At 58.6% G+C, this 23,615-nt stretch carries 22 protein-coding genes; 12 read left to right on the top strand and 10 right to left on the bottom strand.

Annotated features, from left to right (window positions below):
* Positions 1-13: 13 nt before the first annotated feature.
* Entirely contained in the window at positions 14-397 is a 384-nt protein-coding gene (locus U6037_RS27090; RefSeq protein WP_322845108.1) for an MAPEG family protein, read from the top strand.
* Between the two features lie 126 nt (positions 398-523).
* Here the strand turns inward: U6037_RS27090 and U6037_RS27085 are convergent, their stop codons facing one another.
* Positions 524-1,702: a murein transglycosylase A gene (locus tag U6037_RS27085; protein WP_322845107.1), complete on the bottom strand. Its 1,179-nt coding sequence runs from the start codon at positions 1,700-1,702 to the stop codon at positions 524-526.
* Positions 1,703-1,830: 128 nt separating this feature from the next.
* On the opposite strand from U6037_RS27085, the gene U6037_RS27080 reads away from it, so the two are divergent.
* Positions 1,831-2,280: a c-type cytochrome gene (locus U6037_RS27080; protein ID WP_108225099.1), complete on the top strand. Its 450-nt coding sequence runs from the start codon at positions 1,831-1,833 to the stop codon at positions 2,278-2,280.
* A 78-nt stretch (positions 2,281-2,358) separates the two neighbouring features.
* Here the strand turns inward: U6037_RS27080 and U6037_RS27075 are convergent, their stop codons facing one another.
* The 4 genes from U6037_RS27075 to U6037_RS27060 form a co-directional block, all read right to left on the bottom strand.
* Entirely contained in the window at positions 2,359-2,754 is a 396-nt protein-coding gene (locus U6037_RS27075) for a DUF1090 domain-containing protein (protein ID WP_322845106.1), read from the bottom strand.
* A 97-nt stretch (positions 2,755-2,851) separates the two neighbouring features.
* Entirely contained in the window at positions 2,852-4,528 is a 1,677-nt protein-coding gene (gene ligB, locus U6037_RS27070; protein WP_322845105.1) for an NAD-dependent DNA ligase LigB, read from the bottom strand.
* A 260-nt stretch (positions 4,529-4,788) separates the two neighbouring features.
* Positions 4,789-5,979 carry a methionine adenosyltransferase gene (metK, locus tag U6037_RS27065; protein WP_016987231.1) on the bottom strand — a complete coding sequence of 397 codons (1,191 nt, stop codon included), beginning with the start codon at positions 5,977-5,979 and terminating at the stop codon, positions 4,789-4,791.
* Positions 5,980-5,997: 18 nt separating this feature from the next.
* The gene (locus tag U6037_RS27060; protein WP_322845104.1) at positions 5,998-6,993 is read right to left on the bottom strand and encodes a metalloregulator ArsR/SmtB family transcription factor; all 996 of its coding nucleotides are present in this window, start codon (positions 6,991-6,993) and stop codon (positions 5,998-6,000) included.
* A gap of 258 nt (positions 6,994-7,251) precedes the next feature.
* Between U6037_RS27060 and tkt the strand changes: the two genes are divergently transcribed.
* The 6 genes from tkt (at position 7,252) to fba (ending at position 13,591) form a co-directional block, all read left to right on the top strand.
* Positions 7,252-9,249, top strand: a complete 1,998-nt coding sequence (tkt, locus tag U6037_RS27055; protein ID WP_016987233.1) for a transketolase — start codon at positions 7,252-7,254, stop codon at positions 9,247-9,249.
* Between the two features lie 150 nt (positions 9,250-9,399).
* Positions 9,400-10,452 carry an erythrose-4-phosphate dehydrogenase gene (gene epd, locus U6037_RS27050; protein WP_322845103.1) on the top strand — a complete coding sequence of 351 codons (1,053 nt, stop codon included), beginning with the start codon at positions 9,400-9,402 and terminating at the stop codon, positions 10,450-10,452.
* Positions 10,453-10,464: 12 nt separating this feature from the next.
* Entirely contained in the window at positions 10,465-11,628 is a 1,164-nt protein-coding gene (locus U6037_RS27045; RefSeq protein WP_007913753.1) for a phosphoglycerate kinase, read from the top strand.
* A 34-nt stretch (positions 11,629-11,662) separates the two neighbouring features.
* A complete protein-coding gene (locus tag U6037_RS27040) occupies positions 11,663-11,884 on the top strand; it encodes a hypothetical protein (protein WP_007913756.1) in 222 nt (73 codons plus the stop codon).
* A 57-nt stretch (positions 11,885-11,941) separates the two neighbouring features.
* Positions 11,942-12,274 (top strand): MliC family protein, encoded by a 333-nt coding sequence (locus U6037_RS27035; RefSeq protein WP_322845102.1) that lies wholly within the window; start codon positions 11,942-11,944, stop codon positions 12,272-12,274.
* Between the two features lie 252 nt (positions 12,275-12,526).
* Positions 12,527-13,591 (top strand): class II fructose-bisphosphate aldolase, encoded by a 1,065-nt coding sequence (fba, locus tag U6037_RS27030; protein WP_008081027.1) that lies wholly within the window; start codon positions 12,527-12,529, stop codon positions 13,589-13,591.
* A gap of 215 nt (positions 13,592-13,806) precedes the next feature.
* On the opposite strand, the gene U6037_RS27025 is transcribed toward fba, so the two are convergent.
* The 3 genes from U6037_RS27025 to U6037_RS27015 all read right to left on the bottom strand — a co-directional run bounded on the left by U6037_RS27025 (position 13,807) and on the right by U6037_RS27015 (position 16,147).
* The gene (locus U6037_RS27025) at positions 13,807-14,154 is read right to left on the bottom strand and encodes a hypothetical protein (RefSeq protein ID WP_322845101.1); all 348 of its coding nucleotides are present in this window, start codon (positions 14,152-14,154) and stop codon (positions 13,807-13,809) included.
* 504 nt (positions 14,155-14,658) lie between these two features.
* Complete coding sequence (locus tag U6037_RS27020) at positions 14,659-15,021, bottom strand: DUF6124 family protein (protein ID WP_007913768.1); 363 nt, start codon at positions 15,019-15,021, stop codon at positions 14,659-14,661.
* 457 nt (positions 15,022-15,478) lie between these two features.
* Positions 15,479-16,147, bottom strand: coding sequence for a polysaccharide lyase family 7 protein (locus tag U6037_RS27015; RefSeq protein ID WP_034153613.1), 669 nt, complete (start codon positions 16,145-16,147; stop codon positions 15,479-15,481).
* Positions 16,148-16,468: 321 nt separating this feature from the next.
* Between U6037_RS27015 and U6037_RS27010 the strand changes: the two genes are divergently transcribed.
* From U6037_RS27010 to U6037_RS27000, 3 genes are read left to right on the top strand one after another with little or no spacing between them, the layout of a single operon-like run.
* Positions 16,469-18,592: a putative bifunctional diguanylate cyclase/phosphodiesterase gene (locus tag U6037_RS27010; RefSeq protein WP_322845100.1), complete on the top strand. Its 2,124-nt coding sequence runs from the start codon at positions 16,469-16,471 to the stop codon at positions 18,590-18,592.
* A 44-nt stretch (positions 18,593-18,636) separates the two neighbouring features.
* On the top strand, positions 18,637-19,131 hold the full coding sequence (locus U6037_RS27005; RefSeq protein WP_322845099.1) for a M48 family metallopeptidase: 495 nt from the start codon (positions 18,637-18,639) through the stop codon (positions 19,129-19,131).
* 24 nt (positions 19,132-19,155) lie between these two features.
* Entirely contained in the window at positions 19,156-19,452 is a 297-nt protein-coding gene (locus U6037_RS27000) for a winged helix-turn-helix domain-containing protein (RefSeq protein ID WP_007913779.1), read from the top strand.
* Between the two features lie 187 nt (positions 19,453-19,639).
* Here the strand turns inward: U6037_RS27000 and U6037_RS26995 are convergent, their stop codons facing one another.
* The gene (locus U6037_RS26995; RefSeq protein ID WP_038358715.1) at positions 19,640-20,092 is read right to left on the bottom strand and encodes a GNAT family N-acetyltransferase; all 453 of its coding nucleotides are present in this window, start codon (positions 20,090-20,092) and stop codon (positions 19,640-19,642) included.
* Positions 20,093-20,347: 255 nt separating this feature from the next.
* Here U6037_RS26995 and U6037_RS26990 point away from each other — a divergent pair, with 255 nt between their 5' ends.
* The gene (locus U6037_RS26990; RefSeq protein WP_322845098.1) at positions 20,348-21,085 is read left to right on the top strand and encodes a substrate-binding periplasmic protein; all 738 of its coding nucleotides are present in this window, start codon (positions 20,348-20,350) and stop codon (positions 21,083-21,085) included.
* Between the two features lie 112 nt (positions 21,086-21,197).
* On the opposite strand, the gene yccS is transcribed toward U6037_RS26990, so the two are convergent.
* Positions 21,198-23,390, bottom strand: coding sequence for a YccS family putative transporter (gene yccS / locus U6037_RS26985; RefSeq protein ID WP_322845097.1), 2,193 nt, complete (start codon positions 23,388-23,390; stop codon positions 21,198-21,200).
* Between the last annotated feature and the right edge of the window lie 225 nt (positions 23,391-23,615).

Genomic DNA, 23,615 nt, shown 5'->3' with positions numbered 1-23,615 from the left:
AAAGGACGGCGTTATGACGGTGGCTCTGTGGTGTGTGTTGATTGCGATTTTTCTGCCGTATGTCTGCACTGGCGTGGCGAAAACCGTGGGCGGCTACCGGTTGAGTGACAACCACGATCCGCGCGACTTTCTTGAAAGTCTCAACGGTGTGGCCCGTCGGGCGCACGCGGCGCAGCTGAACAGCTTTGAGGTGATGCCGGCGTTTGCAGCGGCGGTGATCGTCGCGCACCTGGTGGGAACCGCGCAGTTGGTGACGGTCAATGTGCTGGCGGTGATGTTTATTACCAGTCGCCTGCTTTACATCATTTGCTACCTGGCGGACTGGGCGATCTTGCGGTCGCTGGTGTGGTTTGTCGGGATGGGGCTGATTGCTTCGTTCTTCTTTGTGTCGGTCTGATTATTTTACTGGTGTTGCTGATGGCCTCATCGCGAGCAGGCTCACTCCTACATTTTGGAATGCGTTCTCCTGTAGGAGTGAGCCTGCTCGCGATAGCTATCTGATTACCTCAGCAGATTCCAAGGCTTACTTCTTCTCTGTATCCGCCACCTGCGGCACTTGCGGCAACGCCGCGCCTTTTGGCCAAAGCATCCAGATCTGCCCTTGCTGTTTCATGTCTCCGGCCAGTTGCCCGGCCGCTTCACCGGTGCCCCAGAACAGATCCGCGCGAACCTCGCCGGCAATCGCGCCGCCGGTATCCTGCGCCGCCACCGGGCGCACCAGTGCAGTGCCATCCGGTTTAGTGGTTGATAGCCACAACAGACTGCCCAACGGAATCACTTTGCGATCCACCGCCGCGCTGTAGCCGGCAGTTAGCGGCACATTCAACGAGCCGCGCGGGCCTTCGTTGCTGTCCGGGTTGCGGGTGAAGAACACGTAGCTCGGGTTACTGCCGAGCAGTTCGGGGATGCGCGACGGATTGGCCTTGGCCCAATTGCTGATCGCGTTCATGGTCACGTCTTCTTTCTTCAGCTCACCCTGCTCGACCAGCCAGCGGCCGATCGGGCGATACGGGTGCCCGTTCTGATCGGCGTAGGCGATGCGCAGCTGTTTGCCGTCCTCGGTCTGAATCCGCCCGGAACCCTGGATCTGCAGGAATTGCAGGTTCATCGGGTCGGTCAGATAAGCCACCACTGGGGCTTTAACTCCCTTCGATTCGATAGTTGCGGCATCGTCGTACGGTTTGAGTACCCGACCTTCAAGGCGACCGCGCAGGCGTTTGCCTTTGAGTTCGGGATAAATGCTGTCCAGCGAGACGATGATCATGTCTTCCGGCACGCCATACACGGGCACATTGGCCGTGTCGGTCGGCGTCAAACTGCCGGGGTAGACCGGTTCGTAGTAACCGGTGATCAAGCCGTTGGGGTTGTCGTTTTCAGCGCGCAGGCCGTAGACGTCGAGATTTTGTTTGAGGAAGGCGCGAATCTCGTCAGCACTTTGCGGCACGTTGGCTGCAGCGGCGCAGGTGTTGCCCCAGACTGCATCAGCCTTGAGCCGGGTGCATGCGCTGCGCCACGAACCGAAGCCAGCGACCAGATCGCTGTCGGACACTGTCGGCAGGGCTTCCCATGTGGCGCTGGAATAAGTGGCCAGCGCGTGGGTTTTTGGCTTGGCAGTATCGCCACCGGTGCAGCCGGCGAGGATCGCCAGCAGTGGAAGCGTGACGAGCAGCGGGTGTCGCCAGGCCTTGAGACGGCTGTTCATGGAGTAGTTCCTGTGTCGGTCGCCCGATTGCTCCATGCGCTCGAACAACCCGTATTTTTAATAGGGCTATTGGTGTTTGGTGGTGACGCGAGGATACTGGCCGCCGAATTCCGTGACCTGAGGCCACCATGACTCTTAAACGCATTTCTGTTGTATTGCTGGCCTGTCTGACCTTGTCCGCCTGTGGCGGTGTCGATCCGAATTCTCCGCTGGGCCAACGCAAAGCGATCTTCAAGCAAATGCTCAAAACCGGCGAAGACCTGGGCGGCATGTTGCGTGGGCGCATTCCGTTCGACGGGCCGAAGTTCGCCGAAGGCGCGGTCAAGCTCGATGCGTTGTCCCATGAACCGTGGAAGCATTTCCCGCAAGTTCGCGAGGAAGATCACACTAGCGCCAAGGACGATGTCTGGAAGCAGCAGGCCCGTTTTCAGGAAATGGCCCGCAACCTTGAAGCGGCCACCGGTGAATTGGTGATCGCCAGTCAGGTTCAGCCTTACAAGGCCAGCAATCTCGGGCCGGCAGTGCAGAAAGTGGAAGATGCCTGCAGCGCTTGCCATAAACAGTTTCGCGATCATTGATGTTTAAAAGATCGCAGCCTGCGGCAGCTCCTGCATTGATCAGGTTAGAAGCTGCCGCAGGCTGCGATCTTTTGATTTTTACTTATCGATTTCGTCCAGCGCGTCCTGCAATTCCTTACGCGACTCGGCGAGTTTGTCTTTGCGCTTGTTGATCTTCTCCGGGTCGCCTTTTTTCATCGCCTTGTCGAGATCAGCCTGACGCTTGCTCACTTCGTGCTTGGCTTCAAGCACCTTGTTTTCGCGTTCTTTCTTCAGGCCGGCGTCGGTGCAGTGCTCAGTCACTTCACTCAGAGCCGTTTCCAGACCCGCCTGCTGGTCGGCATTGCCGCGCGACTTGGCCTGTTCGATCTGGTTCATGATGCCCTGCTTTTTCGCAGCGCAGCCGGTCAGGCCCGGAGCATCTTCGTCGGCCATTACGGGGGCGGCCATCACGCCGCAAAGGGTCAGCATGGCGAGCGGTGCAAGAAATTTCATAAAAGCTCCATGTGCAAAGGCAATCGGGTCGGTCAGGCACTGCGCTGTTGGAGCGCTTGGGCTACCGATGGGTTCCCGGCGCACCGGGATTGCGTAGTCAGAAACCGTCGATTCCGGCGGCACGTAAGGTTTCGCTCAAGGCCAGTACCTGCGGGTCGCGAAAGAATGCGCTCAATTGCGCTGCGCGTCCCGGGCCGATACCGGCTTCGGCCTGCCATTGTTCGGTGTCGCGTTGTGCCAGCGCCTGCCACGAGTCAGGCAGGTGTGCCTGACCGCTTGGCGGTAAGCCCAAGGCTTTGAGCCACTGGGCGAAGGGCCGTTGGCGGGCGCTGTGAAAACTGTGCATCAGGCGTTCGCTGCTGCGCTCGCCGAAGCCGGCAATGTTAGCAAGCTCTGGCGCGTCGAGGGTCAACCAATCCAGCAGGTTGTTCACACGGCGTGTTTCGAGAAGTTTCTCCCAGGTTCCGCGACCGACATGTTGCATTGCCAGTCCTTGTTTGCCACTGAGCCAGGTCAGGCGCGCGAGAAACTGGTTTTCGCAGCCGGGGGTGGGTTGCCAGCAGCTCAAGCTGTGAAAGTGGTCGGCGTTGGGGATGTTGAGGTTTGTGCGTTCGGCGGCGCGCAGCACCACGCTGTCGAGCCGTGGAATGGTCAGGCCGGCGAGGCTGATTGCCACTTGGTCACCGGGGCGGATATCCAGGTCTTGCCAGCGTTTGAAGGAACTGGCGCTGACCCGTTTGATTTCCCGGTCATCGAGCATGACGGGTTTGAGTTCGAGTACTGGCGTGATACGCCCGGTGCGCCCGATCTTGAAGGTGACCTTGCGCACTTCGGCCAGCGCTTGAGCAAAAGGATACTTCCACGCAACTGCCCAATACGGAGCGCGAGCCTGCCAGCGCTCGGCGGGTAGTCGTTGGCTCTGGCGCAATACCACGCCGTCAGTGGCAAAGGGCAGGGGTGAGCGATACCAGTGATCGCGCCATTTCTGTGCGGCAGCAAAGTCGGCGACAGGATGGCTGTACGGTTCAATCGTGGCGAAACCCAGCGTCGCCAACGTGCCGACTCGTTCGGGCAATTGCGCTGGGCCTTGTGGCCAGTCCCAGACAAACAGTCCGATACCGCAGGCTTGCGCGGCATCCAGGGTTTTGCGTCCCATCAGTCCTGCGACGGTGGAGCGAGCGTTAACGCTGCCGGATCGAGCTTGCACGTGCTCATTCAAGCGCCAGTAGAGTTCGCCCTGCACCAGCATATCCAGCGGTTGTGTCAGGCGTTGAGGAATGGCGCCGATCTTCTGCGCTGATGGCGTCCAGTCTTGCCCACGAACCCCGTCACCGCGACTGATGACCTGTTGCAAAACGCCCGCGCGATAAATCAGCGTCACTGCGACGCCGTCGACTTTGGGTTGTATCCAGACGTCCTTGCGATCACGTAGCCAGGCCCCCATGGCCTCATCTTTGTGGATTTTATCCAGGCCGGTATGGGCGATGGGGTGCGCGTTTGAGCCTGAAACTGTGCGCAAAGGATCGGGTGGCGAGGGCAATTTGAAACACGCTCGCCATTCGTTCAGTTGCGCAAGGGATTGGTCGTAGAGTTCGTCGGCAATCAGTGAGCGGCCTTCGCGGTGATAGGCGTCGTCCCATTGGTCTATCTGTTTTTGCAGGGTGGCGATTTCGCTTTTTGCTTGAGTGGCTGGCCGTTGCGGGCAATCGGCGTAGGCATTGAGGGTCGTACAGGCGACGAGGAAAACAGACAGCAGGCGCAGCGTGGCAAGCATCGTGAGCGTCCTTGCTCAAGGGGAATGCTTGAAGGTTAGGCGAAGATATTTACTTCGCCGGATGGGTGTTTTACGGCTTGTTTCTGTGCAGTAAAAAAGCCCCTCACCCTAACCCTCTCCCTGAGGGAGAGGGGACTGACTGAGTGGTTTGTTGAATGTGCATCGACCTGAACGTTCTGAGTTGAACTCTTTGATGCTGGCATGAAAAAGCCCCGCACGGCGCGAACCGTGCGGGGCTTTTTGTACCGCCGGGGGAAGTCTTACAGGCCAGCAGCAGAACGCAGGGCGTCGGCGCGGTCGGTTTTTTCCCAGGTGAACGTGGTGAAGGTGTCTTCGCCAACGGTCTTGGTCTCTGGCGTGCGACCGAAGTGGCCGTACGCTGCAGTTTCCTGGTACATCGGGTGCAGCAGATCGAGCATGGTGGTGATTGCGTATGGACGCAGGTCGAACACTTCACGTACCAGTTTGACGATCTTGTCATCGCTGATCTTGCCGGTGCCGAAGGTGTTCAGCGAGATCGACGTAGGCTGAGCTACACCGATCGCGTAGGACACCTGAATCTCGCAACGCTCGGCCAGGCCGGCTGCGACGATGTTCTTGGCAACGTAACGGCCAGCGTAGGCAGCCGAACGGTCAACCTTCGATGGATCCTTGCCGGAGAACGCACCGCCGCCGTGACGGGCCATGCCGCCGTAGCTGTCGACGATGATCTTGCGACCAGTCAGACCGCAGTCACCTACCGGGCCGCCAATGATGAACTGGCCGGTCGGGTTGATGTGGAACTGGGTGTCTTTGCTCAGCAGTTCGGCAGGCAGCACGTGCTTGACGATCAGCTCCATCACGCCTTCGCGCAGGTCTTTGTACGACACTTCAGGGTTGTGCTGAGTCGACAGAACCACAGCGTCGATACCGACAACCTTGCCGCCTTCGTAACGGCAAGTCACTTGCGACTTGGCGTCCGGACGCAGCCAAGGCAGCAGACCCGATTTACGGGCTTCGGCCTGGCGCTGTACCAGCTGGTGCGAGAATGTAATCGGGGCTGGCATCAAAACGTCGGTTTCGTTGCTGGCGTAGCCGAACATCAGGCCCTGGTCGCCAGCGCCCTGATCTTCAGGCTTGGCACGGTCAACACCCTGATTGATGTCCGGGGACTGCTTGCCGATGATGTTCATCACGCCGCAGGTCGCGCCGTCGAAGCCGACGTCGGAGCTGTTATAGCCGATGTCGAGAATCACGTTACGCACGATCTCTTCCAGATCGACCCAGGCGCTGGTGGTGACTTCACCGGCAACGATAGCCACGCCGGTCTTGACCAGAGTTTCCACGGCAACGCGTGCGTGTTTGTCCTGGGTAATGATGGCGTCCAGCACCGCATCGGAAATCTGGTCGGCGATTTTGTCCGGATGTCCTTCGGACACGGACTCGGAGGTGAAGAGGGAGTATTCGCTCATCTCGATGTTTTCCTGAATTTACCGATGGTGAGTGTCGCCAGCCGGTCGCTGAAAGTGGCGGACCTGGATCTGGAAACCATTACGTAAGCCTACATAGAGGCTGTCCCCGGGAACGAGTCCCGCAGCGGTGGCCCAACGGGCCAAATCGTCCTGTTCAAACCCCAACCACAGATCACCGCAGGCCTCCCTGGCCCAACTCTGGTTGTGGCTACATAACTCTGTCACGAGCAGACTACCGCCCGGTTGCAGCAGGTCGGCCATGTGCTTGAGCGCATCGGCCGGCGCGGCGAAATGGTGCAACACCATGTTCAACACTACGCAATCAGCCTTGAGGCTTGTGCCGTTCAATGCATCGGCCAATTGCAGGCTGACGTTAGCCAGCTGTTCACGTTCACATACCTGACGCGCCAGTTCGAGCATCGCCGGGCTGTTGTCCAGCGCGGTGACGGTGCCGAAGCGCCGCGCCAGTTCCGGCAGAAAAGCACCATCGCCGGGGCCGACTTCAATGGCCGTGGCTGCACCATTGAAGTTCAGTTTGTCGAGCAGGGCCAGCACGCTCTCGCGGTACTGCGGCAGGCCTGCGATCAAGTCTTGCTGGGCACGGAATTTCTCCGCCACCCGGGCGAAAAAGTCCTGGCTGGCGGCGGCACGTTGGCCGTGAACCTGCTCGATGCGCGCTTGCACGTCGTCAGGCAGTGCCAGGTTGTCGACTTCTTCTAACAATGCCGCGTGCAGCTTGCCGCCGAGCAGTTCGGTGTGGGGCAGGGCGCGGCGATAGAAAATCGCGTTGCCTTCACGGCGGGTCGCCACCAGGTCGGCTTGAGCCAGTACCTTCAGGTGATGACTCATGCCGGACTGGCCAATGCCGAAAATCTGCGCCAGCTCCAATACGCCGAACGAGTCGTTGGCCAGCGCGCGCAAGACATTCAGCCGCAACGGATCACCGCCGGCCTTGCACAGGGCCGCCAGCTCGTCGCAATCGTCATGGCGAATGGAAGGCACGCGTAAATTCATAGGGCCGCAGTCTAGAGACGGGGGGAATTCATCGCAAGGCCAATATCAAAAAGTTTTGATATTGCTCGATAAATGGCACTTCTCACGAGACGGTCAACTCTACAAACGAGTAGCGGAAAGGTTTCACCAACAGAAAGCGCCGCTATCCATTGGAAAAACGCCCCCCGATGACTATCTGTCATTGCCCCGAGGCGCTCCGGTGAGGGAAAATGCCCTCCTTTTTTCCGTTTCAATCTATTCACACCCAGGAGATCAGCGATGCCTAGCCGTCGTGAGCGTGCCAACGCCATTCGTGCCCTCAGCATGGATGCCGTGCAAAAAGCCAACAGCGGCCATCCCGGTGCCCCAATGGGTATGGCAGATATTGCCGAAGTGCTTTGGCGCGACTACCTCAAGCACAACCCGAGCAATCCATCGTTCGCCGACCGTGACCGCTTCGTGCTGTCCAACGGCCACGGCTCGATGTTGATCTACTCGCTGCTGCACCTGACCGGTTATGACCTGTCGATCGAAGACCTCAAGCAGTTCCGTCAACTGCACAGCCGCACCCCGGGCCACCCGGAATTCGGTTACACCCCGGGCGTTGAAACCACCACCGGCCCGCTGGGTCAGGGTCTGGCCAACGCCGTCGGTTTCGCCCTGGCTGAAAAAGTCCTGGCGGCGCAGTTCAACCGTCCGAACCACAACATCGTCGACCACCACACCTACGTGTTCCTGGGTGATGGCTGCATGATGGAAGGCATTTCCCACGAAGTCGCTTCGCTGGCCGGTACGCTGGGTCTGGGCAAGCTGATTGCGTTCTACGATGACAACGGCATCTCCATCGACGGCGAAGTCGAAGGCTGGTTCACCGATGACACCCCGAAGCGTTTCGAAGCCTACAACTGGCAAGTGATCCGCAACGTTGACGGTCACGACCCGGAAGAGATCAAGACCGCTATCGAAACCGCGCGCAAGAGCCCGCTGCCGACCCTGATCTGCTGCAAGACCACCATCGGTTTCGGCTCGCCGAACAAACAGGGCAAAGAAGACTGCCACGGCGCCCCACTGGGTGACGCGGAAATCGCCCTGACCCGTCAGGCGCTGAACTGGAACCACGGTCCGTTCGAAATCCCGGCTGACATCTATGCCGAGTGGGATGCCAAGGAAAAAGGTCGCGCGGCCGAAGCCGAGTGGGATCAGCGTTTCGCTGCTTACTCCGCTGCGTTCCCGACCGAAGCCAACGAACTGGTGCGTCGCCTGAGCGGCGAACTGCCGGCCGACTTCTCCGAAAAAGCTTCGGCTTACATCGCTGAAGTCGCGGCCAAAGGCGAAACCATCGCCAGCCGTAAAGCCAGCCAGAACACCCTGAACGCGTTCGGCCCGTTGCTGCCGGAACTGCTCGGCGGCTCCGCTGACCTGGCCGGTTCCAACCTGACCCTGTGGAAAGGTTGCAAAGGCGTCAGCGCTGAAGATGCCAGCGGCAACTACATGTATTACGGCGTGCGCGAATTCGGCATGACCGCAATCATGAACGGCGTCACCCTGCACGGCGGCCTGGTGCCTTACGGCGCGACCTTCCTGATGTTCATGGAATACGCCCGCAACGCCGTGCGCATGTCGGCGCTGATGAAGAAGCAAGTGATCCACGTCTACACCCACGACTCCATCGGTCTGGGCGAAGACGGCCCGACGCACCAGCCGATCGAGCAACTGACCAGCCTGCGTACCACACCGAACCTCGACACCTGGCGTCCAGCCGATGCCGTTGAATCGGCCGTGGCCTGGAAAAACGCTCTGGAGCGTAAGGACGGCCCTTCGGCACTGATCTTCTCGCGTCAGAACCTGCAACACCAGGAACGTGATGCCGGCCAGATTGCCGACATCAGCCGTGGCGGTTACGTGCTGAAGGACTGCGCAGGCGAGCCTGAGCTGATCCTGATTTCGACCGGTTCGGAAGTGGGTCTGGCGGTTCAGGCGTACGACAAGCTGACCGAGCAGGGCCGTAAAGTGCGCGTGGTTTCCATGCCGTGCACCAGCGTGTTCGATGCTCAGGACGCGGGCTACAAGCAAGCCGTGCTGCCGCTGCAGGTCAGCGCCCGTATCGCGATCGAAGCGGCGCACGCCGACTTCTGGTTCAAGTATGTGGGTCTGGAAGGTCGCGTGATCGGCATGACCACTTACGGCGAATCGGCTCCGGCTTCGGCACTGTTCGAAGAGTTCGGCTTCACCCTGGAAAACATCCTGGGTCAGGCTGAAGAACTGCTGGAAGACTGATCCGGAAAAGATGTCGCCTGAGCTGACGTCTTCGCGAGCAGGCTCGCTCCCACTTTGGAATGCATTTCCCTGTAGGAGCGAGCCTGCTCGCGAAAGCGTTGGTTCGGGCAACATCGCACTGCCTGATTCACCACGGTAATCGAGAACCCCATGCCTCAACCGCGTCCCTACAAAGTTGCACTCAACGGCTACGGCCGGATTGGTCGTTGCGTCTTGCGTGCGTTGTTTGAGCGAGGCGAGAAAGCCGGGTTTGAAATTGTCGCGATCAACGATCTGGCGGACATGGCCAGCATCGAATACCTGACACGCTTCGACTCCACCCACGGCCGTTTTCCCGGCGAAGTGCGAGTAGAGGGCGATTGTCTGCATATTAATGGCGACTGCGTGAAGGTTTTGCGCAGTGGCACTCCCGAAGGCATCGATTGGGCGTCGCTGGGCGTCGATCTGGTGCTTGAGTGTTCCGGTGCCTACAACACCCGTGAAGACGGCCAGCGCTTTCTCGACGCCGGTGCGCCACGGGTGTTGTTCTCGCAGCCGATGGCCAGCGAGGCGGATGTCGACGCCACCATCGTTTATGGCGTCAATCAGGATTGCCTGACCGGCAACGAATTGCTGGTGTCCAACGCCTCCTGCACCACCAACTGCGGCGTGCCGTTGTTGCGTTTGCTCGATAAGGCGATCGGTCTCGATTACGTGTCGATCACCACGATTCACTCGGCGATGAACGATCAGCCAGTGATCGACGCCTATCACCACGAAGACCTGCGCCGCACGCGTTCGGCGTTCCAGTCGGTGATCCCGGTGTCCACCGGTCTGGCGCGTGGCATCGAGCGCCTGCTGCCGGAACTTGCCGGGCGAATTCAGGCCAAAGCCGTACGCGTGCCGACGGTCAACGTGTCCTGCCTCGACATCACGATGCAGACCGCCACCGCGACCGACGCCAATGAGGTCAACCGGATCCTGCGCGAGGCCGCCACCAGCGGTCCGCTCAAAGGCCTGCTCGCCTACACCGAGCTGCCGCACGCCAGTTGTGATTTCAACCATGACCCACATTCGGCCATCGTCGATGCCAGTCAGACCCGTGTTTCCGGCCCCAAGCTGGTGAACATCCTGGCCTGGTTCGACAACGAATGGGGTTTTGCCAACCGAATGCTGGACGTTGCAGAACACTATCTGCAAACAGCAACTTCAAAAAAACCGTAGGAAGTGCGACCCATGACCGTGTTGAAGATGTCCGACCTCGATCTGCAAGGTAAGCGCGTATTGATCCGCGAAGACCTCAACGTCCCAGTCAAGGACGGTGTTGTCACCAGCGACGCGCGTATCCTGGCTTCGCTGCCGACCATCAAGCTGGCCCTGGAAAAAGGCGCGGCCGTGATGGTCTGCTCGCACCTTGGCCGTCCGACCGAAGGCGAGTTCTCTGCCGAGAACAGCCTCAAGCCTGTCGCCGACTACCTGAGCAAGGCCTTGGGCCGCGAAGTGCCGCTGGTGGCTGATTATCTCGGCGGCGTTGACGTCAAGGCCGGCGACATCGTGCTGTTCGAAAACGTGCGCTTCAACAAAGGCGAGAAAAAGAACGCCGACGAACTGGCCCAGCAATACGCCGCCCTGTGTGACGTGTTCGTCATGGACGCATTCGGCACCGCTCACCGCGCCGAAGGTTCGACCCATGGCGTGGCCAAGTTCGCCAAAGTCGCCGCTGCTGGCCCGTTGCTGGCCGCTGAGCTGGACGCGCTGGGGAAAGCGCTGGGCGCCCCGGCTCAGCCAATGGCAGCCATCGTTGCCGGCTCCAAGGTGTCGACCAAGCTCGACGTACTGAACAGCCTGAGCCAGATCTGCGATCAACTGATCGTCGGCGGCGGCATCGCCAACACTTTCCTCGCGGCAGCCGGTCACCCGGTTGGCAAGTCGCTGTACGAACCGGATCTGCTCGACACCGCACGTGCCATCGCTGCGAAAGTCAGCGTGCCATTGCCGGTGGACGTAGTAGTCGCCAAAGAGTTCGCCGAAACCGCTGAGGCCACCGTCAAGCTGATCGCTGACGTCGCGGCTGACGACATGATTCTCGATATTGGCCCGCAAACCGCGGCCAACTTCGCTGAACTGCTGAAATCGTCGAAAACCATTCTGTGGAACGGTCCGGTCGGCGTGTTTGAATTCGACCAGTTCGGCAACGGCACCAAAGTGCTGGCCCAGGCCATCGCTGAAAGCTCGGCGTTCTCCATCGCTGGCGGTGGCGACACCCTGGCTGCGATCGATAAATATGGCGTGGCTGAGCAAATCTCCTACATTTCCACCGGCGGTGGCGCGTTCCTCGAATTCGTCGAGGGCAAAGTGCTGCCAGCCGTAGAAGTCCTGGAAAGCCGGGCCAAGGCCTGAGGCCGCCCGTTTGGCCAGGCAAAGGAGTGTTTACATGGTCAAGTCGTTAGCGCTGTTGTTGCTGACCGGTACGCTGGCGGCCTGCGGGAGTAACCCGAAGGCCGAAGCCACGCCGGCGCCGAGCGAGTCGCAGAAGGGCTGCTATCAGGCCGACTGGCAGGCCGAAACCAACCCGGTGCTGAACAAGCGCTCGGGGCCGGACGGCCTGGACAAATACGAGACGCAAACCCCGGCCAAGGAACATGGTTGTCCTTGACGGGTCTGACTCTTTAACTCAGGGCTGGCGGCATGCGCCGTCAGTCGAGGAACACGGATGAAAGGCTTGATCGCCATTGCGGCGTTGGCATTGTTGGGCGGTTGCGCGCAGTTGAACCTGTTTCAGTCGTCTGCCCCGGCGGACAACTGGACCAACTGGACCTGCGACAGCCAGGCCAAGGTGCTGTGGCGTTACGCCGATGCCGGTCAGAAGGAAGTCGACGTTCGACTGGGTGGCGGTGATCAGGTCTATCGCCTGAAAGAAGAGCCGGGCGCCTCGGGCACGCTGTACAGCGACGGCATGCTGGCATTTCACGTCAAGGGAGAGGAAGGCCTGGTGTACTGGGTCGCCACCAATGACCTGATCGGCCGCGGCTGCAAAGCGCAGTAATTGACACACCACAGTTCTAATGTGGGAGCGAGCCTGCTCGCGAAAGCGGTCTGACAGGCACTGCATCAGCGACTGCAAGATTGCTTTCGCGAGCAAGCTCGCTCCCACAGGGGATCTGTGCAGTTCTCAGGATTTTGCTTTATCGAATCACCAGACCGGGCCTCAACCCCCGATCTGCAATCACTTGAATAGCCGCCGCCGCTCCGGCAGGCTGGCACGATTAACGACCCTCAACCGGGAGAGACACACACAATGGCACTTATCAGCATGCGCCAGATGTTGGACCACGCAGCCGAATTCGGCTACGGCGTTCCAGCCTTCAACGTCAACAACCTTGAGCAGATGCGCGCCATCATGGAAGCCGCTGACAAGACTGACTCCCCGGTGATCGTTCAGGCTTCGGCCGGCGCTCGCAAATACGCCGGCGCGCCTTTCCTGCGTCACCTGATCCTCGCCGCGATCGAAGAATTCCCGCACATCCCGGTGTGCATGCACCAGGACCACGGCACCAGCCCTGATGTCTGCCAGCGTTCGATTCAACTGGGCTTCAGCTCGGTGATGATGGACGGCTCGCTGGGCGAAGACGGCAAGACCCCGACCGACTACGACTACAACGTCCGTGTTACCCAACAAACCGTGGCCATGGCGCACGCCTGCGGCGTTTCGGTAGAAGGCGAGCTGGGCTGCCTGGGTTCGCTGGAAACCGGCATGGCCGGTGAAGAAGACGGCATCGGCGCCGAAGGCGTTCTGGATCACAGCCAGATGCTGACCGACCCGGAAGAAGCCGCTGACTTCGTCAAACGCACCCAGGTCGATGCCCTGGCCATCGCCATCGGCACCAGCCACGGCGCCTATAAGTTCACCAAGCCTCCAACCGGTGACGTGCTGGCGATCGACCGCATCAAGGAAATCCACAAACGCATCCCGAACACTCACCTGGTGATGCACGGTTCCTCGTCGGTGCCACAAGAATGGCTGGCGATCATCAACCAATACGGCGGCGACATCAAAGAAACCTACGGCGTCCCGGTTGAAGAAATCGTCGAAGGCATCAAGCACGGCGTGCGCAAGGTCAACATCGACACCGACCTGCGTCTGGCATCCACCGGCGCCATGCGTCGCCTGATGGCCACCAACCCGAGCGAATTCGACCCACGTAAATTCTTCGGCGCGACTGTGACGGCGATGCGCGATGTTTGTATCGCTCGTTATGAGGCGTTCGGCACTGCCGGTAATGCTTCGAAGATCAAACCGATCTCGCTGGAAGCGATGTACCAGCGTTATCTGAAGGGTGAGTTGAACGCCAAGGTTAACTAAGCCTGAGTGTTGAACTGCTTTAAAAGAAACCCGCCGTGAGGCGGGTTTTTTGTGAGCGGTTATGTCGCCTGACGAAGTCATCTAAAAGTAAGAGCAACCCATAATGCTTCGGATATTAAGCTGATCTCGCTGGAGGCTATATACCAGCGTTATCTGAAGGGGCGGCTAAGTGTAAGGTTAACTGATTCATCCTGTTTCATAGGTAATGAAGGATGTCAGCCTTTTGTGAATTTGATTCCATAGGTCTGGCCTGCATTCTGCCCGCCTGCTTTAACGGTAACTGTACCTTCCAAGTAACTATCGGTTCCATCAGATGATTTCATGGCAATAGTCAGAGAACTCGGGCCATGGTTGAGCTCATCTCTATTTTTGGCGTCTGATTTCGCTTGGAGAGTAAAGGCCCTGGTGGGCTTTGTATAGGTGCCAGTGACGACGAAGTCAAGTCCCCAATAGTCCATGTAGCCTTTGCTTATGTTGCCATTTTGCTGGACTAAATCGTCGAATTTGAGTGTGGCGGCATGCTCCTCGCTGGCGTTAAATACGAAGCCATTGTAAGTTTTCATGATGTTTACCTTCTGTGTGTTCAAGTATTAAAGTCAAATAGGTTGTCTCGTATTACGTCGATGAGATTAGGTGAGAAGTTGTTGCAGGTAACCTGTAATAAATGACAGGTTTTAATATTTTTCGCTATAAGGGTTCTGGTTTTTTAATAAAGTAAGGAAGTGGCAAAAGGAGGCAATGTCAAATTGGTCGATTTGTTTGATTAAGATCTCGGTGAAATCGCAAAAAAAAAGGGGCGGATTTATTTATCACGATTCCGTTCCCTTTTTTGTGTCTTTGTCCCCTTTTATTCGCTTGTATCGTGTCAGTCCCGCTAGATCGGCAAGCTGCGCCTGCGTCAGGCCACGATTTATACGTTTTTCGTGTAGTTGAATACCGAGACGGGTGATTAAAGGAGAGTCATTCCATGTTGCGCTCGTCACATTTTGATGTCGATGTTGCGTATGCGGAACATTTAGTCCATTTGGCTTAAGAAACCCGCCATGAGGCGGGTTTTTTGTGGGCGGTTATTCCTTTAGTTCGACATGATCCAGTGCCTGATTCACCGCCAGTTCTCCAAGCATGACCACCTGCGCGATGCCCAGTGCGGTCTTGCGGTGTGAGGTGTCGAGCATGGCGGCGAAGTTGTTGAGCATTTCGCTGGCTGAGCCCAGGGTTTCGCTGGCGTTGGCCAGCAGCGATTCGGTGTTGTACTTCGGGTTGGCGAGGTACATGGGCTCGGGTTTATGCGTGCTGGCCATGATGAAGGCGGAGGGTTTGAGGTAATGGTCGAGGGCGCGTTCGGCGGCGTCGTTGAGTTTTTTGGAATCGAGGGATTCGTAGGGGGATGCGGGATCTGTTTCTGGCGGGTGTGGCGTTGATTTTGTCATTTGCTCGAAACCTGATTGGAGTGCCCCCGCTTTGGCTACTAAATCAAAGTGGAGGCAACTGTACGCAGGTTAGTAGACCGGGGTTTCGAGCAAGCCGGCGCACCCGAAGGTGCCCTGCGCACAGCTACCATCAAGCGCAGGTATGGGAATACCTGACTGACAGATGCTTGTGCACAACGCTTGAAACCACGGGCTACTAAACCCGATCACTGGAAATCAGTGACGCGAATCAAGTTACCGATGGCCCGCCAGGCGCACAAGCCGGCGGATTCTGGCGTAGCGGTAGGCAACGACGCAAGGTGTTGTAGGCATCCGGAAGTAACCGCCGACAGATCTAAACAGCACTGTTTAAAGGTAGGAGCTGCCGAAGGCTGCGATCTTTTGATTTTGTCTTTTCAGAATCAAGAACAAGATCAAAAGATCGCAGCCTTCGGCAGCTCCTACCGTGGGGATTGGGTTATTTGTCGTGATCGATGTCGAGTTTGGAGAAGGTCACTTGCCCACCCTCACTCGTATACCCGGTGTTGTCCTGCACATAAACCCCAGCCTTGAAGTACAACGGCTTGTTGCGCCAGGTCGCACTTATCTGTGAATCCCACTGATATCCCGCCGCACTGACACCCAACGCACCGCCGGGGCTGAGGTGGATGAGGTAGTTGAATTCGCGATCCAGTTTGATCCCGGTGGCGAGGGTGATGACGCGGCTCTCGTCGTCATCCGGATGCATGCGTACCTTGATAACCAAGTTGCCGGTCTCGGTTTTGGTCTTGTACTGGTATTCAAGTTTGACCATCGGCTTCTGGCTTTCATAAGCATGAATCTGGCCGATGACGATCTTGCCGGAGCTCGGCACTTTGTTCACCGTGAGGGTCGCGCGCAGCAGGTTGTCGGCGTCCGGGTAGTACCAGTTGCGCAGGGTGCCGTTGCTGTAGGTTTCACGCAGTTCGGTGCGCGGATAAATGGCGTTTTCGGTTTTTGACCCGGTAACCGGTGACCAGAAGAACAAGGTGCCGGTGTCGGAATGGAAGTACTGATCTTTGAAGCCGTTCACCAGTTTGGAGGTTTCGACGGTGTATGGCGGGCTGCCAACGGGAACGCTGAGGTTCCAGGTTGCGAGATCGATCATGTCGGTTCTTCCACTCAAGTTTCACTGCACGTACGTGCCAGAAGCTCTAGCCCGCACGTTTGGGGGCGGCCTTTATAAGCGCAGAGGGATTTTTTGTTAACGCCCGTTTGGCAGATGATTGACGTCAACATCCTGTCGAAATGCCATCTCTACCGGTTTCCGGGGGCTTCAGCGGTGACCGTTAGTCGGCAAATTCACCCTTTGGTTAAATGATGGCCTGATGACAGCTTCTGCTTTCTTGGATCCAGTACTAGAGTGAAGGCTCAGTATGTGTGCGGTTTTTACTGGAAACCGACCAAAAGTCCCGACAAGAGAAGCAGCATGGAATGCGCGCAACCCCCGCCAGGTGAAGGCAGCTCTGTCCTTTTGATCGTTGATGATTACCCTGAAAATCTGATCAGCATGCGCGCGTTGCTGCAGCGTCAGGATTGGCACGTCCTCACCGCTGCCTCCGGTTTCGAAGCGCTCAATATTTTGCTCTCGCATGATGTCGACCTGGTGCTGCTGGATGTGCAGATGCCCGGCATGGACGGCTTTGAAGTGGCGCGCCTGATGCGTGGCAGCCAGCGCACGCGCCTGACGCCGATTATCTTTCTGACCGCCAACGAGCAATCCCAGGACGCCGTGATCAAGGGCTACGCCAGTGGCGCGGTGGATTACCTGTTCAAACCGTTCGACCCACAGATCCTCAAGCCCAAAGTGCAGGCGTTGCTGGAACACCAGCGCAATCGCCGCGCGCTGCAGCGCCTGAGTCATGACCTGGAAGTGGCGCGCGCCTTCAATGCTTCGGTACTGGATAACGCCGCCGAGGGGATATTGGTGGTGGGCGAGGATGGTTTGATCCGTTTCGCCAACCCGGCGATTTCGCGGTTATTGAATGCTCCGGTAAAGGAGTTGGAAGGTCAGGAGTTTCTCGATTTTCTACAGAAACCGCACATTCCGCTGTGGGCCGATTCCGAGTTTTATGCCAGCTACAAGCGTGGCGAAACGCTAAGGCTGCACGATGCCTTGCTGCGCACCGCGCCCGGCCAGCAGGTGCCGGTGGCCCTGTCCTGCGCGGCGTTGCCCACCGAACAACACGCGATGGTGGTGACCGTGCTGGACATGTCGGTGGTGCGTCACTTGCATCAGCAACTGGAATTTCAAGCAGTGACCGACCCACTGACCGGGTTGCTCAACCGTCGTGGCTTCTACCAGACCGTGGAAAATCTGCTTCTGCGTGGTGAGCGCAGTGATAGCAGTTGGGTGTTGCTGTATCTGGATCTCGACGGCTTCAAACGGGTCAACGATTCACTCGGTCACGACGTCGGCGATCGGGTGTTGCGCTGGGTCTCCGAGCAATTGAAGGCCTGTCTGCGGCCATTCGACATTCTGGCGCGCATGGGCGGCGATGAATTTACCGCGCTGCTGGATCTGGAATTCCCCGAGCAAGCGGCGAAGATTGCCGAAAAACTCATTGAGCGGGTGTCGATCTGTCAGCAGATCGAAGGGTTGGACATCGCCTTGGGCGCCAGTATCGGCATCGCCACTTATCCGGACTGCGGTTCGAACCTCGACGGATTGCTGCGCGCATCCGACATCGCCATGTATGAAGCCAAGCGCGCTGGCCGCCAGCAATACCGTTTCTACGATCACGAAATGAATGGCCGTGCGCGCTCGCGGCTGATGCTCGAGGAAAGCGTGCGCAGCGCCATTGAGAACCGTGATTTCAATCTGGTCTATCAGCCGCAAGTGGCCATCGACACGGGGCAGATTCGTGGTTTCGAAGCCTTGCTGCGTTGGCAGCACCCGAGCGTCGGCGATGTGCCGCCGGGATTGTTTTTGCCATTGCTGGAGGAGGCGCGGCTGATCAGTCGTCTCGGCAGCTGGATCTATCATCGCGGCGCCGGCCAGCGCAAAGCCTGGGAAACCCTGTTTGCCGAAGATCTGGTGCTGGGCGTGAGTTTGAGCAACACCCAGTTCAGTCTGCCGAATCTGGTCACAGAGTTGCGGCAAGTCATGGAGCGACATGCCTTGCAGCCTCGGCAGCTGGAAGTCGAGGTTACCGAAGAAGCGTTGATGCAAAACCCCGACGAGACCCGCAAGCAGTTGCGCTTGCTGCGCAATCTCGGCGTGCGCGTGGCGCTGGACGATTTTGGCTCCGGGCCGTGTTCGCTGGCGCATCTGCGCGATCTGGAGCTGGATACGCTCAAGCTTGATCGCCATCTCATTGCGCGATTGCCGGACTCGAAACGCGACGCCTCACTGGTCAGCACGGTGATCAGTCTGTGCAAACAATACGGTTTGCTGGTGATCGCCGAAGGGGTGGAAACCATCGAGCAATACCAGTGGCTGCAAGCTCACGGCTGCGAGTACGTGCAAGGCTTCCTTGTGGCGCGGCCATTGGTTGCCGAAGACGCCGCAAGTTTTGCCGAACCGTTTGACTGGAGCGCGCTGCCCGGTTGAATTCGCTACACTGGCGGACCTTTTTCGAACCGTGTCGCTTGTCCATGACTGTGTTGAAGTACCTCCAGGCCTATCCCGCGCCATTGCAGGATCAGGTGCGCCAACTGATCGCCGAAGGGCGTCTGGGTGAATACCTGAATCAGCGCTATTCGGGGCGACACGACGTGCAGAGCGACAAGGCCTTGTACAGCTACGCGCTGGACCTGAAACAGGAATACCTGCGCAACGCGCCGGCCATCGACAAGGTGCTGTTCGACAACCGCCTCGACCTGACCCACCGCGCCCTCGGTCTGCACACCACGGTTTCACGGGTGCAGGGCGGCAAGCTCAAGGCCAAGAAAGAGATTCGTATCGCCTCGTTGTTCAAGGACGCCGCGCCGGACTTTCTGAAAATGATCGTCGTGCATGAACTGGCGCACTTCAAGGAGTCGGATCACAACAAGGCGTTCTATAAATTGTGTGAGCACATGCTGCCGGGGTATCACCAGGTCGAGTTTGATCTGCGCGTGTACCTGACCTGGCGGGATATGCAGGCTTAACAGTACGCAACCAGGAAGGTGTGGATGGACGTCAGCAAGACCAAAAGTAGTTTCTACCGCCGCTTGTATGTGGCGTACCTGATCGACAGCGGTCTGGCGCCGAGCGTGCCGACGCTGACCGAAGTCACCGGCATGCCGCGGCGCACGGCGCAGGACACGATTGCGGCGTTGGCGGATCTGGATATCGTCTGTGAGTTCGAGCAGGAAGAGGGCGCGCGTAATCACGCCGGGCGCTATCGGATTCGTGAGTGGGGGGCGATTGATCGTGGGTGGATCGAGCGTAATTTGCGGCAGATCAAGGCTGTTCTTGAGTATCCCTGAAAAGAGCCCCTCACCCTAGCCCTCTCCCGGAGGGAGAGGGGACTGATTGGGGGATATTGGAGAGATACGCCGACGTGAGCGAATTGCTGTGAATCCATAATCGACGCGGTTTTTCAGGTCGATGTCTGACGCAAGACGATAAGGTCAGTCCCCTCTCCCACTGGGAGAGGGCTAAGGTGAGGGCTGTTCAGGCACGACGCATCCCAATGTGTGGAATGTCATCCTCCAGATATTCCTCACCCGCCACGACAAACCCATACTTGCCGTAATACCCCTGCAAATGCGCCTGCGCCGACAGATAGATCGGCACCTGCGGCCAATGCTTTTCGGCCTGCTTCAGCGCCTGCTCCATCATTTCGTGCCCCAGCCCTTTGCCACGCCCCTGCGGTGCGGTAATGACGCGGCCAATTACCACATCACCGCCCTGGGATTCCGGATCCAGCAGGCGCAAATACGCCATCAACTGGTCATCCTCCCAACCCATCAGGTGATAGGTATCGCCTTCCAGATCCTGACCGTCGAGGTCCGGATAAGCGCATTTCTGCTCGACGACGAACACGTCCGAGCGCAGCTTCAACAGCGCGTACAGCTGTTCCTTGCCCAGATCACTGTGATGTTTGCAGACCCATTCGATTGTCATGTGCCGATTCCTTGAACGTGTCGCCCGATACTAAGCGCCTGCGGCAAAGATGTCTTTATGGCGTAAGAGTCTGTGACAAAGGTCAAAATGCCATCATTCCTTTCTCGCAGCCTCGGCGACTTTGTGTAATCTGCAGGAGAGCGCTGTGCACTGGCTGCAATGAGCTAATGTTAGGGCCTGGGTTTTGCCGGTAAGGGGCCTTGGGGTTTTGACTGAAAACATGCTGGGCAACTTGCCCGCTAAGGATTTTCAAGCATGCCGCGTTTGCATCGAGCCTTTGCTTTGATCGGATTGCTCTTGCTGGCTCAGACCGCCGCAGCGGAGAAGCTGCGGCTGGTGTTTGATATCTGGCCACCCTTTACCGACGACACCCTGGTCAACGGCGGACTGGCCACCGATATTGTCAGCACCGCGCTGGCCCGGGCCGGTTATGCCAGCGGTTACGAGCAGGTGCCTTGGGCGCGGGCGCTGCTTGGCGTTGGCGAGGGCCGTTACGATGTGTTAGTCAACGCCTGGTACAACGACGAGCGGACCAGACTCGGGCAGTTTTCCGGGGAATACCTGCTCAACCGCATCCGCTTTCTCAAGCGCAAAGACACACCACTCGACTATTCCAATCTGCAGCAACTGCACACTTATCCGATTGCGGTGGTGCGCGGCTACGCCTATTCGGCGCCGTTCGATGCCGACACGGCGCTGCAGAAAGTCCCTGTGCATAACTTCGCCATGGCCGTGCGCATGCTCGCGGCGGATCGGGTCAAGCTGACGCTGGAAGATGAGTATGTGGCGAAGTATTACCTGGCGCGAGAATCAGCCAGGGTGCGCAACTCGGTGGAGTTTTTGCCCAAGCCGTTGAGTGAGAACAGCCTGCACATTCTGGTCAGCCTGAAGAATCCGCAGCATGAGCAGATTGTCGCGGGGTTTGATAAGGCGATTGCGGCGATGAAGGCGGATGGGAGTTATGACAAGTTGCTTCGCCAGCATGGGATGTGAAGGCTGATCCAGAATCCTCTGTGTGGCTGATGTCCCTATCGCGAGCAGGCTCACTCCTACAATTTGAAATGCGTTCCCCTGTAGGAGTGAGCCTGCTCGCGATGACGCCCTGTCAGCCGCCGCTGATTTCTGAGCTGTCCTTGATCAGATGCGCCGCCAACGTGCGCAACGGTCCGAGTTGCCGGCAGATCAACGCCAATTGCGTCTGCACCAATCGCTGACCCTCATCGATCTCATCAGGCATCTGTTCCAGTTCATTGGCCAGCGCTTCTTCTTCATCACTCTGAATCGCCACCGGCTGCTTGTTCGCCAGCCCTTGGGCGATTTCGTCGATGCTCGTTGCCAGCTTCACCCCGGCACCATCAATCAAATGCTCACGCACATCCGCCGGCAACTGGGTCTCGCGATGCGCGCCCAGCCCTGACAGATAACTCAACAAGGTGTGCGACAACACCAGAAAGCGGAAGCCGACATCCGCTTCCTTCCGGAAATGCCCCGGCTCCATGAGCATGTTCGCCAGCGTCGTCGACAGCGCTGCATCGGCGTTGTGCGCGTTGCGCCGGGCCAGACGATAGGCGAGGTCATCGCTTTTACCAGCGGCGTATTGCTGCATGATCTGGCGCAGGTAGATGCTGTTGCAGGTCAGGGTGTTGGCCAGCACTTTGTTCAGCCGTCGGCCCTGCCAGTCCGGCAGGAACAGGAACACCGTCAGGCCGGCAATCAGGCTGCCCAGCAGCGTATCGAACAGGCGTGGCAGGAACAGTCCGTAACCGTCGCCCACCTGGTTGAAGCAGAACAGCACCATGATGGTGATCGCTGCAGTCGCCAGGGTGTAGCGCGTGGTGCGGTTGGTAAAGAACACCACGCCGGCGGCGATGGCGAAACACGACTGCACCAACGGGCTCGGGAACAGATCGAACAGCGCCCACGCCACGGTCAGGCCGATGGCGGTGCCGAAGATCCGTTGGCCGAGCTTGCGCCGGGTCGCGCCGTAGTTCGGCTGGCAGACGAACAGGGTGGTGAGGATGATCCAGTAACCCTGCGACGGGTGAATCAAATGCACCATGCCGTAGCCGATACTCAGCGCCAGTGGCAGGCGCAGGGCATGACGAAACAGCAACGACGTTGGCGTCAGTTGCGTGCGCAAACGAATCCAGACGTCCTTGAGGTTGCGCGGTGAGCGGTCGAGCAGGCTGCTGTCTGTCGCATCGGCCAAGGCATCCGGATTGCTCGCGTCGCTGAGCAAACGGTCGAGGGTGCCGAGGTTGGCCGCCAGTGCGCGCAACGAACGCAGCAGTCCGCGCCACGCCGGGTTGCTCTGGATACGCAAGTGTTCGAGGGAGGCGTCGAGGTCGCTCAGGGCTTCGGCGAAACTCGCGTCATAAATAAATGGCTGGCGCATCTGGATCGATTCGGCCAGTGCGCGGCAGGCTTTGCCTTGCTGGCGCAGCAGACGCTGGCAGCGGAACAGCACGTCACTGTGGAAGAACGCTTCGGCCAGCGCGTTGTAGGGATAGTGCGAGGAGCTGGCGCGCTCGTGGATATCTTGAGCGAGGAAGTACAGCTTCAGGTAGCGGCTGACTTTCGATCCGGGGCGGCCGTTGCCGACCCGATGCAGAATGATTTCCTTGGCACTGTTCAGCGCCGCCACCACGCGACCGTTTTGCTGGGCCAGTTCCAGCCGCCGGGCTTCGACGTCCATCTGCCGGATCGGCTCGAACAGCGAGGATTTCAGCTTCAGGTAAAACCCCAGCTCACGGAACAACCGCGCCAGACTCTGCTGCACCGGCTGGTTGGAAAACAGCGCCTGCCACACTACCGAGAGCAAGCCGTACCACGCCGCACCGGCGACCAGCAGCATCGGTTCGTGCCAGAAATCGGTGACCGCGCCACCGCGCTGATCAACGCCGATCATCGTGTACACCGACAGAATCAACGTTGCCGAAGCAATCGCGCCATAACGCTCGCCGAGCGCACCGAGCATGGTCAGGCCGAAACTGGCCAGCGCCAGGGCGATGGCAAAGACGATGGGGTAGGGGAAGAGCAATTCCACCGACAGCGCGGCGATGCTGAAACACACCAGCGTCACCGCGAGGGCGTTGAGGCGGCCCTGCCAACTGTCGTCGGTCTCGGCCAGGGCGCTGGCGATAATCCCCAGGAACAACGGGATCAGCAGGCCCATTTCATCCTGATACCAACACAGCGCCATGCTGCCGGTCAGGGCGATGAACACCCGCACGCTGTAGCTGAATTTATCCAGCGCCCACAGGCGCCGCAAAGACTGACGAAACGAGGTCGAGGACATGAAGTGCGAAGGCCTTCCGAGGCGATGCCGCTAAATTGAGCCAGTAATGACGCCGACGCAATGGCGCCGATCACATCTGACAGCAAAAAGTGTTCCTTACTGCATCACACATAACAACTGTAGGAGTGAGCCTGCTCGCGATAGCTGTGTGTCTGTCACCAAATTAGTGGCTGACACACCGCTATCGCGAGCAGGCTCACTCCTACAGGGTTTTGTATTTGGCCT

The organism is Pseudomonas sp. B33.4, from assembly GCF_034555375.1.
GTDB lineage: Bacteria > Pseudomonadota > Gammaproteobacteria > Pseudomonadales > Pseudomonadaceae > Aquipseudomonas.
The sequence above is the reverse complement of the archived record's forward strand: the minus strand, read 5'-3'. Positions and strand labels throughout refer to the sequence as shown.

Excerpts from the sequence above, each read along its gene's own strand:
- U6037_RS27090 (WP_322845108.1), top strand. The coding sequence starts at position 14 with ATGACGGTGGCTCTGTGGTGTGTGTTGATTGCGATTTTTCTGCCGTAT.
- U6037_RS27085 (WP_322845107.1), bottom strand. The coding sequence starts at position 1,702 with ATGAACAGCCGTCTCAAGGCCTGGCGACACCCGCTGCTCGTCACGCTT.
- U6037_RS27080 (WP_108225099.1), top strand. The coding sequence starts at position 1,831 with ATGACTCTTAAACGCATTTCTGTTGTATTGCTGGCCTGTCTGACCTTG.
- U6037_RS27075 (WP_322845106.1), bottom strand. The coding sequence starts at position 2,754 with ATGAAATTTCTTGCACCGCTCGCCATGCTGACCCTTTGCGGCGTGATG.
- ligB (WP_322845105.1), bottom strand. The coding sequence starts at position 4,528 with ATGCTTGCCACGCTGCGCCTGCTGTCTGTTTTCCTCGTCGCCTGTACG.
- metK (WP_016987231.1), bottom strand. The coding sequence starts at position 5,979 with ATGAGCGAATACTCCCTCTTCACCTCCGAGTCCGTGTCCGAAGGACAT.
- U6037_RS27060 (WP_322845104.1), bottom strand. The coding sequence starts at position 6,993 with ATGAATTTACGCGTGCCTTCCATTCGCCATGACGATTGCGACGAGCTG.
- tkt (WP_016987233.1), top strand. The coding sequence starts at position 7,252 with ATGCCTAGCCGTCGTGAGCGTGCCAACGCCATTCGTGCCCTCAGCATG.
- epd (WP_322845103.1), top strand. The coding sequence starts at position 9,400 with ATGCCTCAACCGCGTCCCTACAAAGTTGCACTCAACGGCTACGGCCGG.
- U6037_RS27045 (WP_007913753.1), top strand. The coding sequence starts at position 10,465 with ATGACCGTGTTGAAGATGTCCGACCTCGATCTGCAAGGTAAGCGCGTA.
- U6037_RS27040 (WP_007913756.1), top strand. The coding sequence starts at position 11,663 with ATGGTCAAGTCGTTAGCGCTGTTGTTGCTGACCGGTACGCTGGCGGCC.
- U6037_RS27035 (WP_322845102.1), top strand. The coding sequence starts at position 11,942 with ATGAAAGGCTTGATCGCCATTGCGGCGTTGGCATTGTTGGGCGGTTGC.
- fba (WP_008081027.1), top strand. The coding sequence starts at position 12,527 with ATGGCACTTATCAGCATGCGCCAGATGTTGGACCACGCAGCCGAATTC.
- U6037_RS27025 (WP_322845101.1), bottom strand. The coding sequence starts at position 14,154 with ATGAAAACTTACAATGGCTTCGTATTTAACGCCAGCGAGGAGCATGCC.
- U6037_RS27020 (WP_007913768.1), bottom strand. The coding sequence starts at position 15,021 with ATGACAAAATCAACGCCACACCCGCCAGAAACAGATCCCGCATCCCCC.
- U6037_RS27015 (WP_034153613.1), bottom strand. The coding sequence starts at position 16,147 with ATGATCGATCTCGCAACCTGGAACCTCAGCGTTCCCGTTGGCAGCCCG.
- U6037_RS27010 (WP_322845100.1), top strand. The coding sequence starts at position 16,469 with ATGGAATGCGCGCAACCCCCGCCAGGTGAAGGCAGCTCTGTCCTTTTG.
- U6037_RS27005 (WP_322845099.1), top strand. The coding sequence starts at position 18,637 with ATGACTGTGTTGAAGTACCTCCAGGCCTATCCCGCGCCATTGCAGGAT.
- U6037_RS27000 (WP_007913779.1), top strand. The coding sequence starts at position 19,156 with ATGGACGTCAGCAAGACCAAAAGTAGTTTCTACCGCCGCTTGTATGTG.
- U6037_RS26995 (WP_038358715.1), bottom strand. The coding sequence starts at position 20,092 with ATGACAATCGAATGGGTCTGCAAACATCACAGTGATCTGGGCAAGGAA.
- U6037_RS26990 (WP_322845098.1), top strand. The coding sequence starts at position 20,348 with ATGCCGCGTTTGCATCGAGCCTTTGCTTTGATCGGATTGCTCTTGCTG.
- yccS (WP_322845097.1), bottom strand. The coding sequence starts at position 23,390 with ATGTCCTCGACCTCGTTTCGTCAGTCTTTGCGGCGCCTGTGGGCGCTG.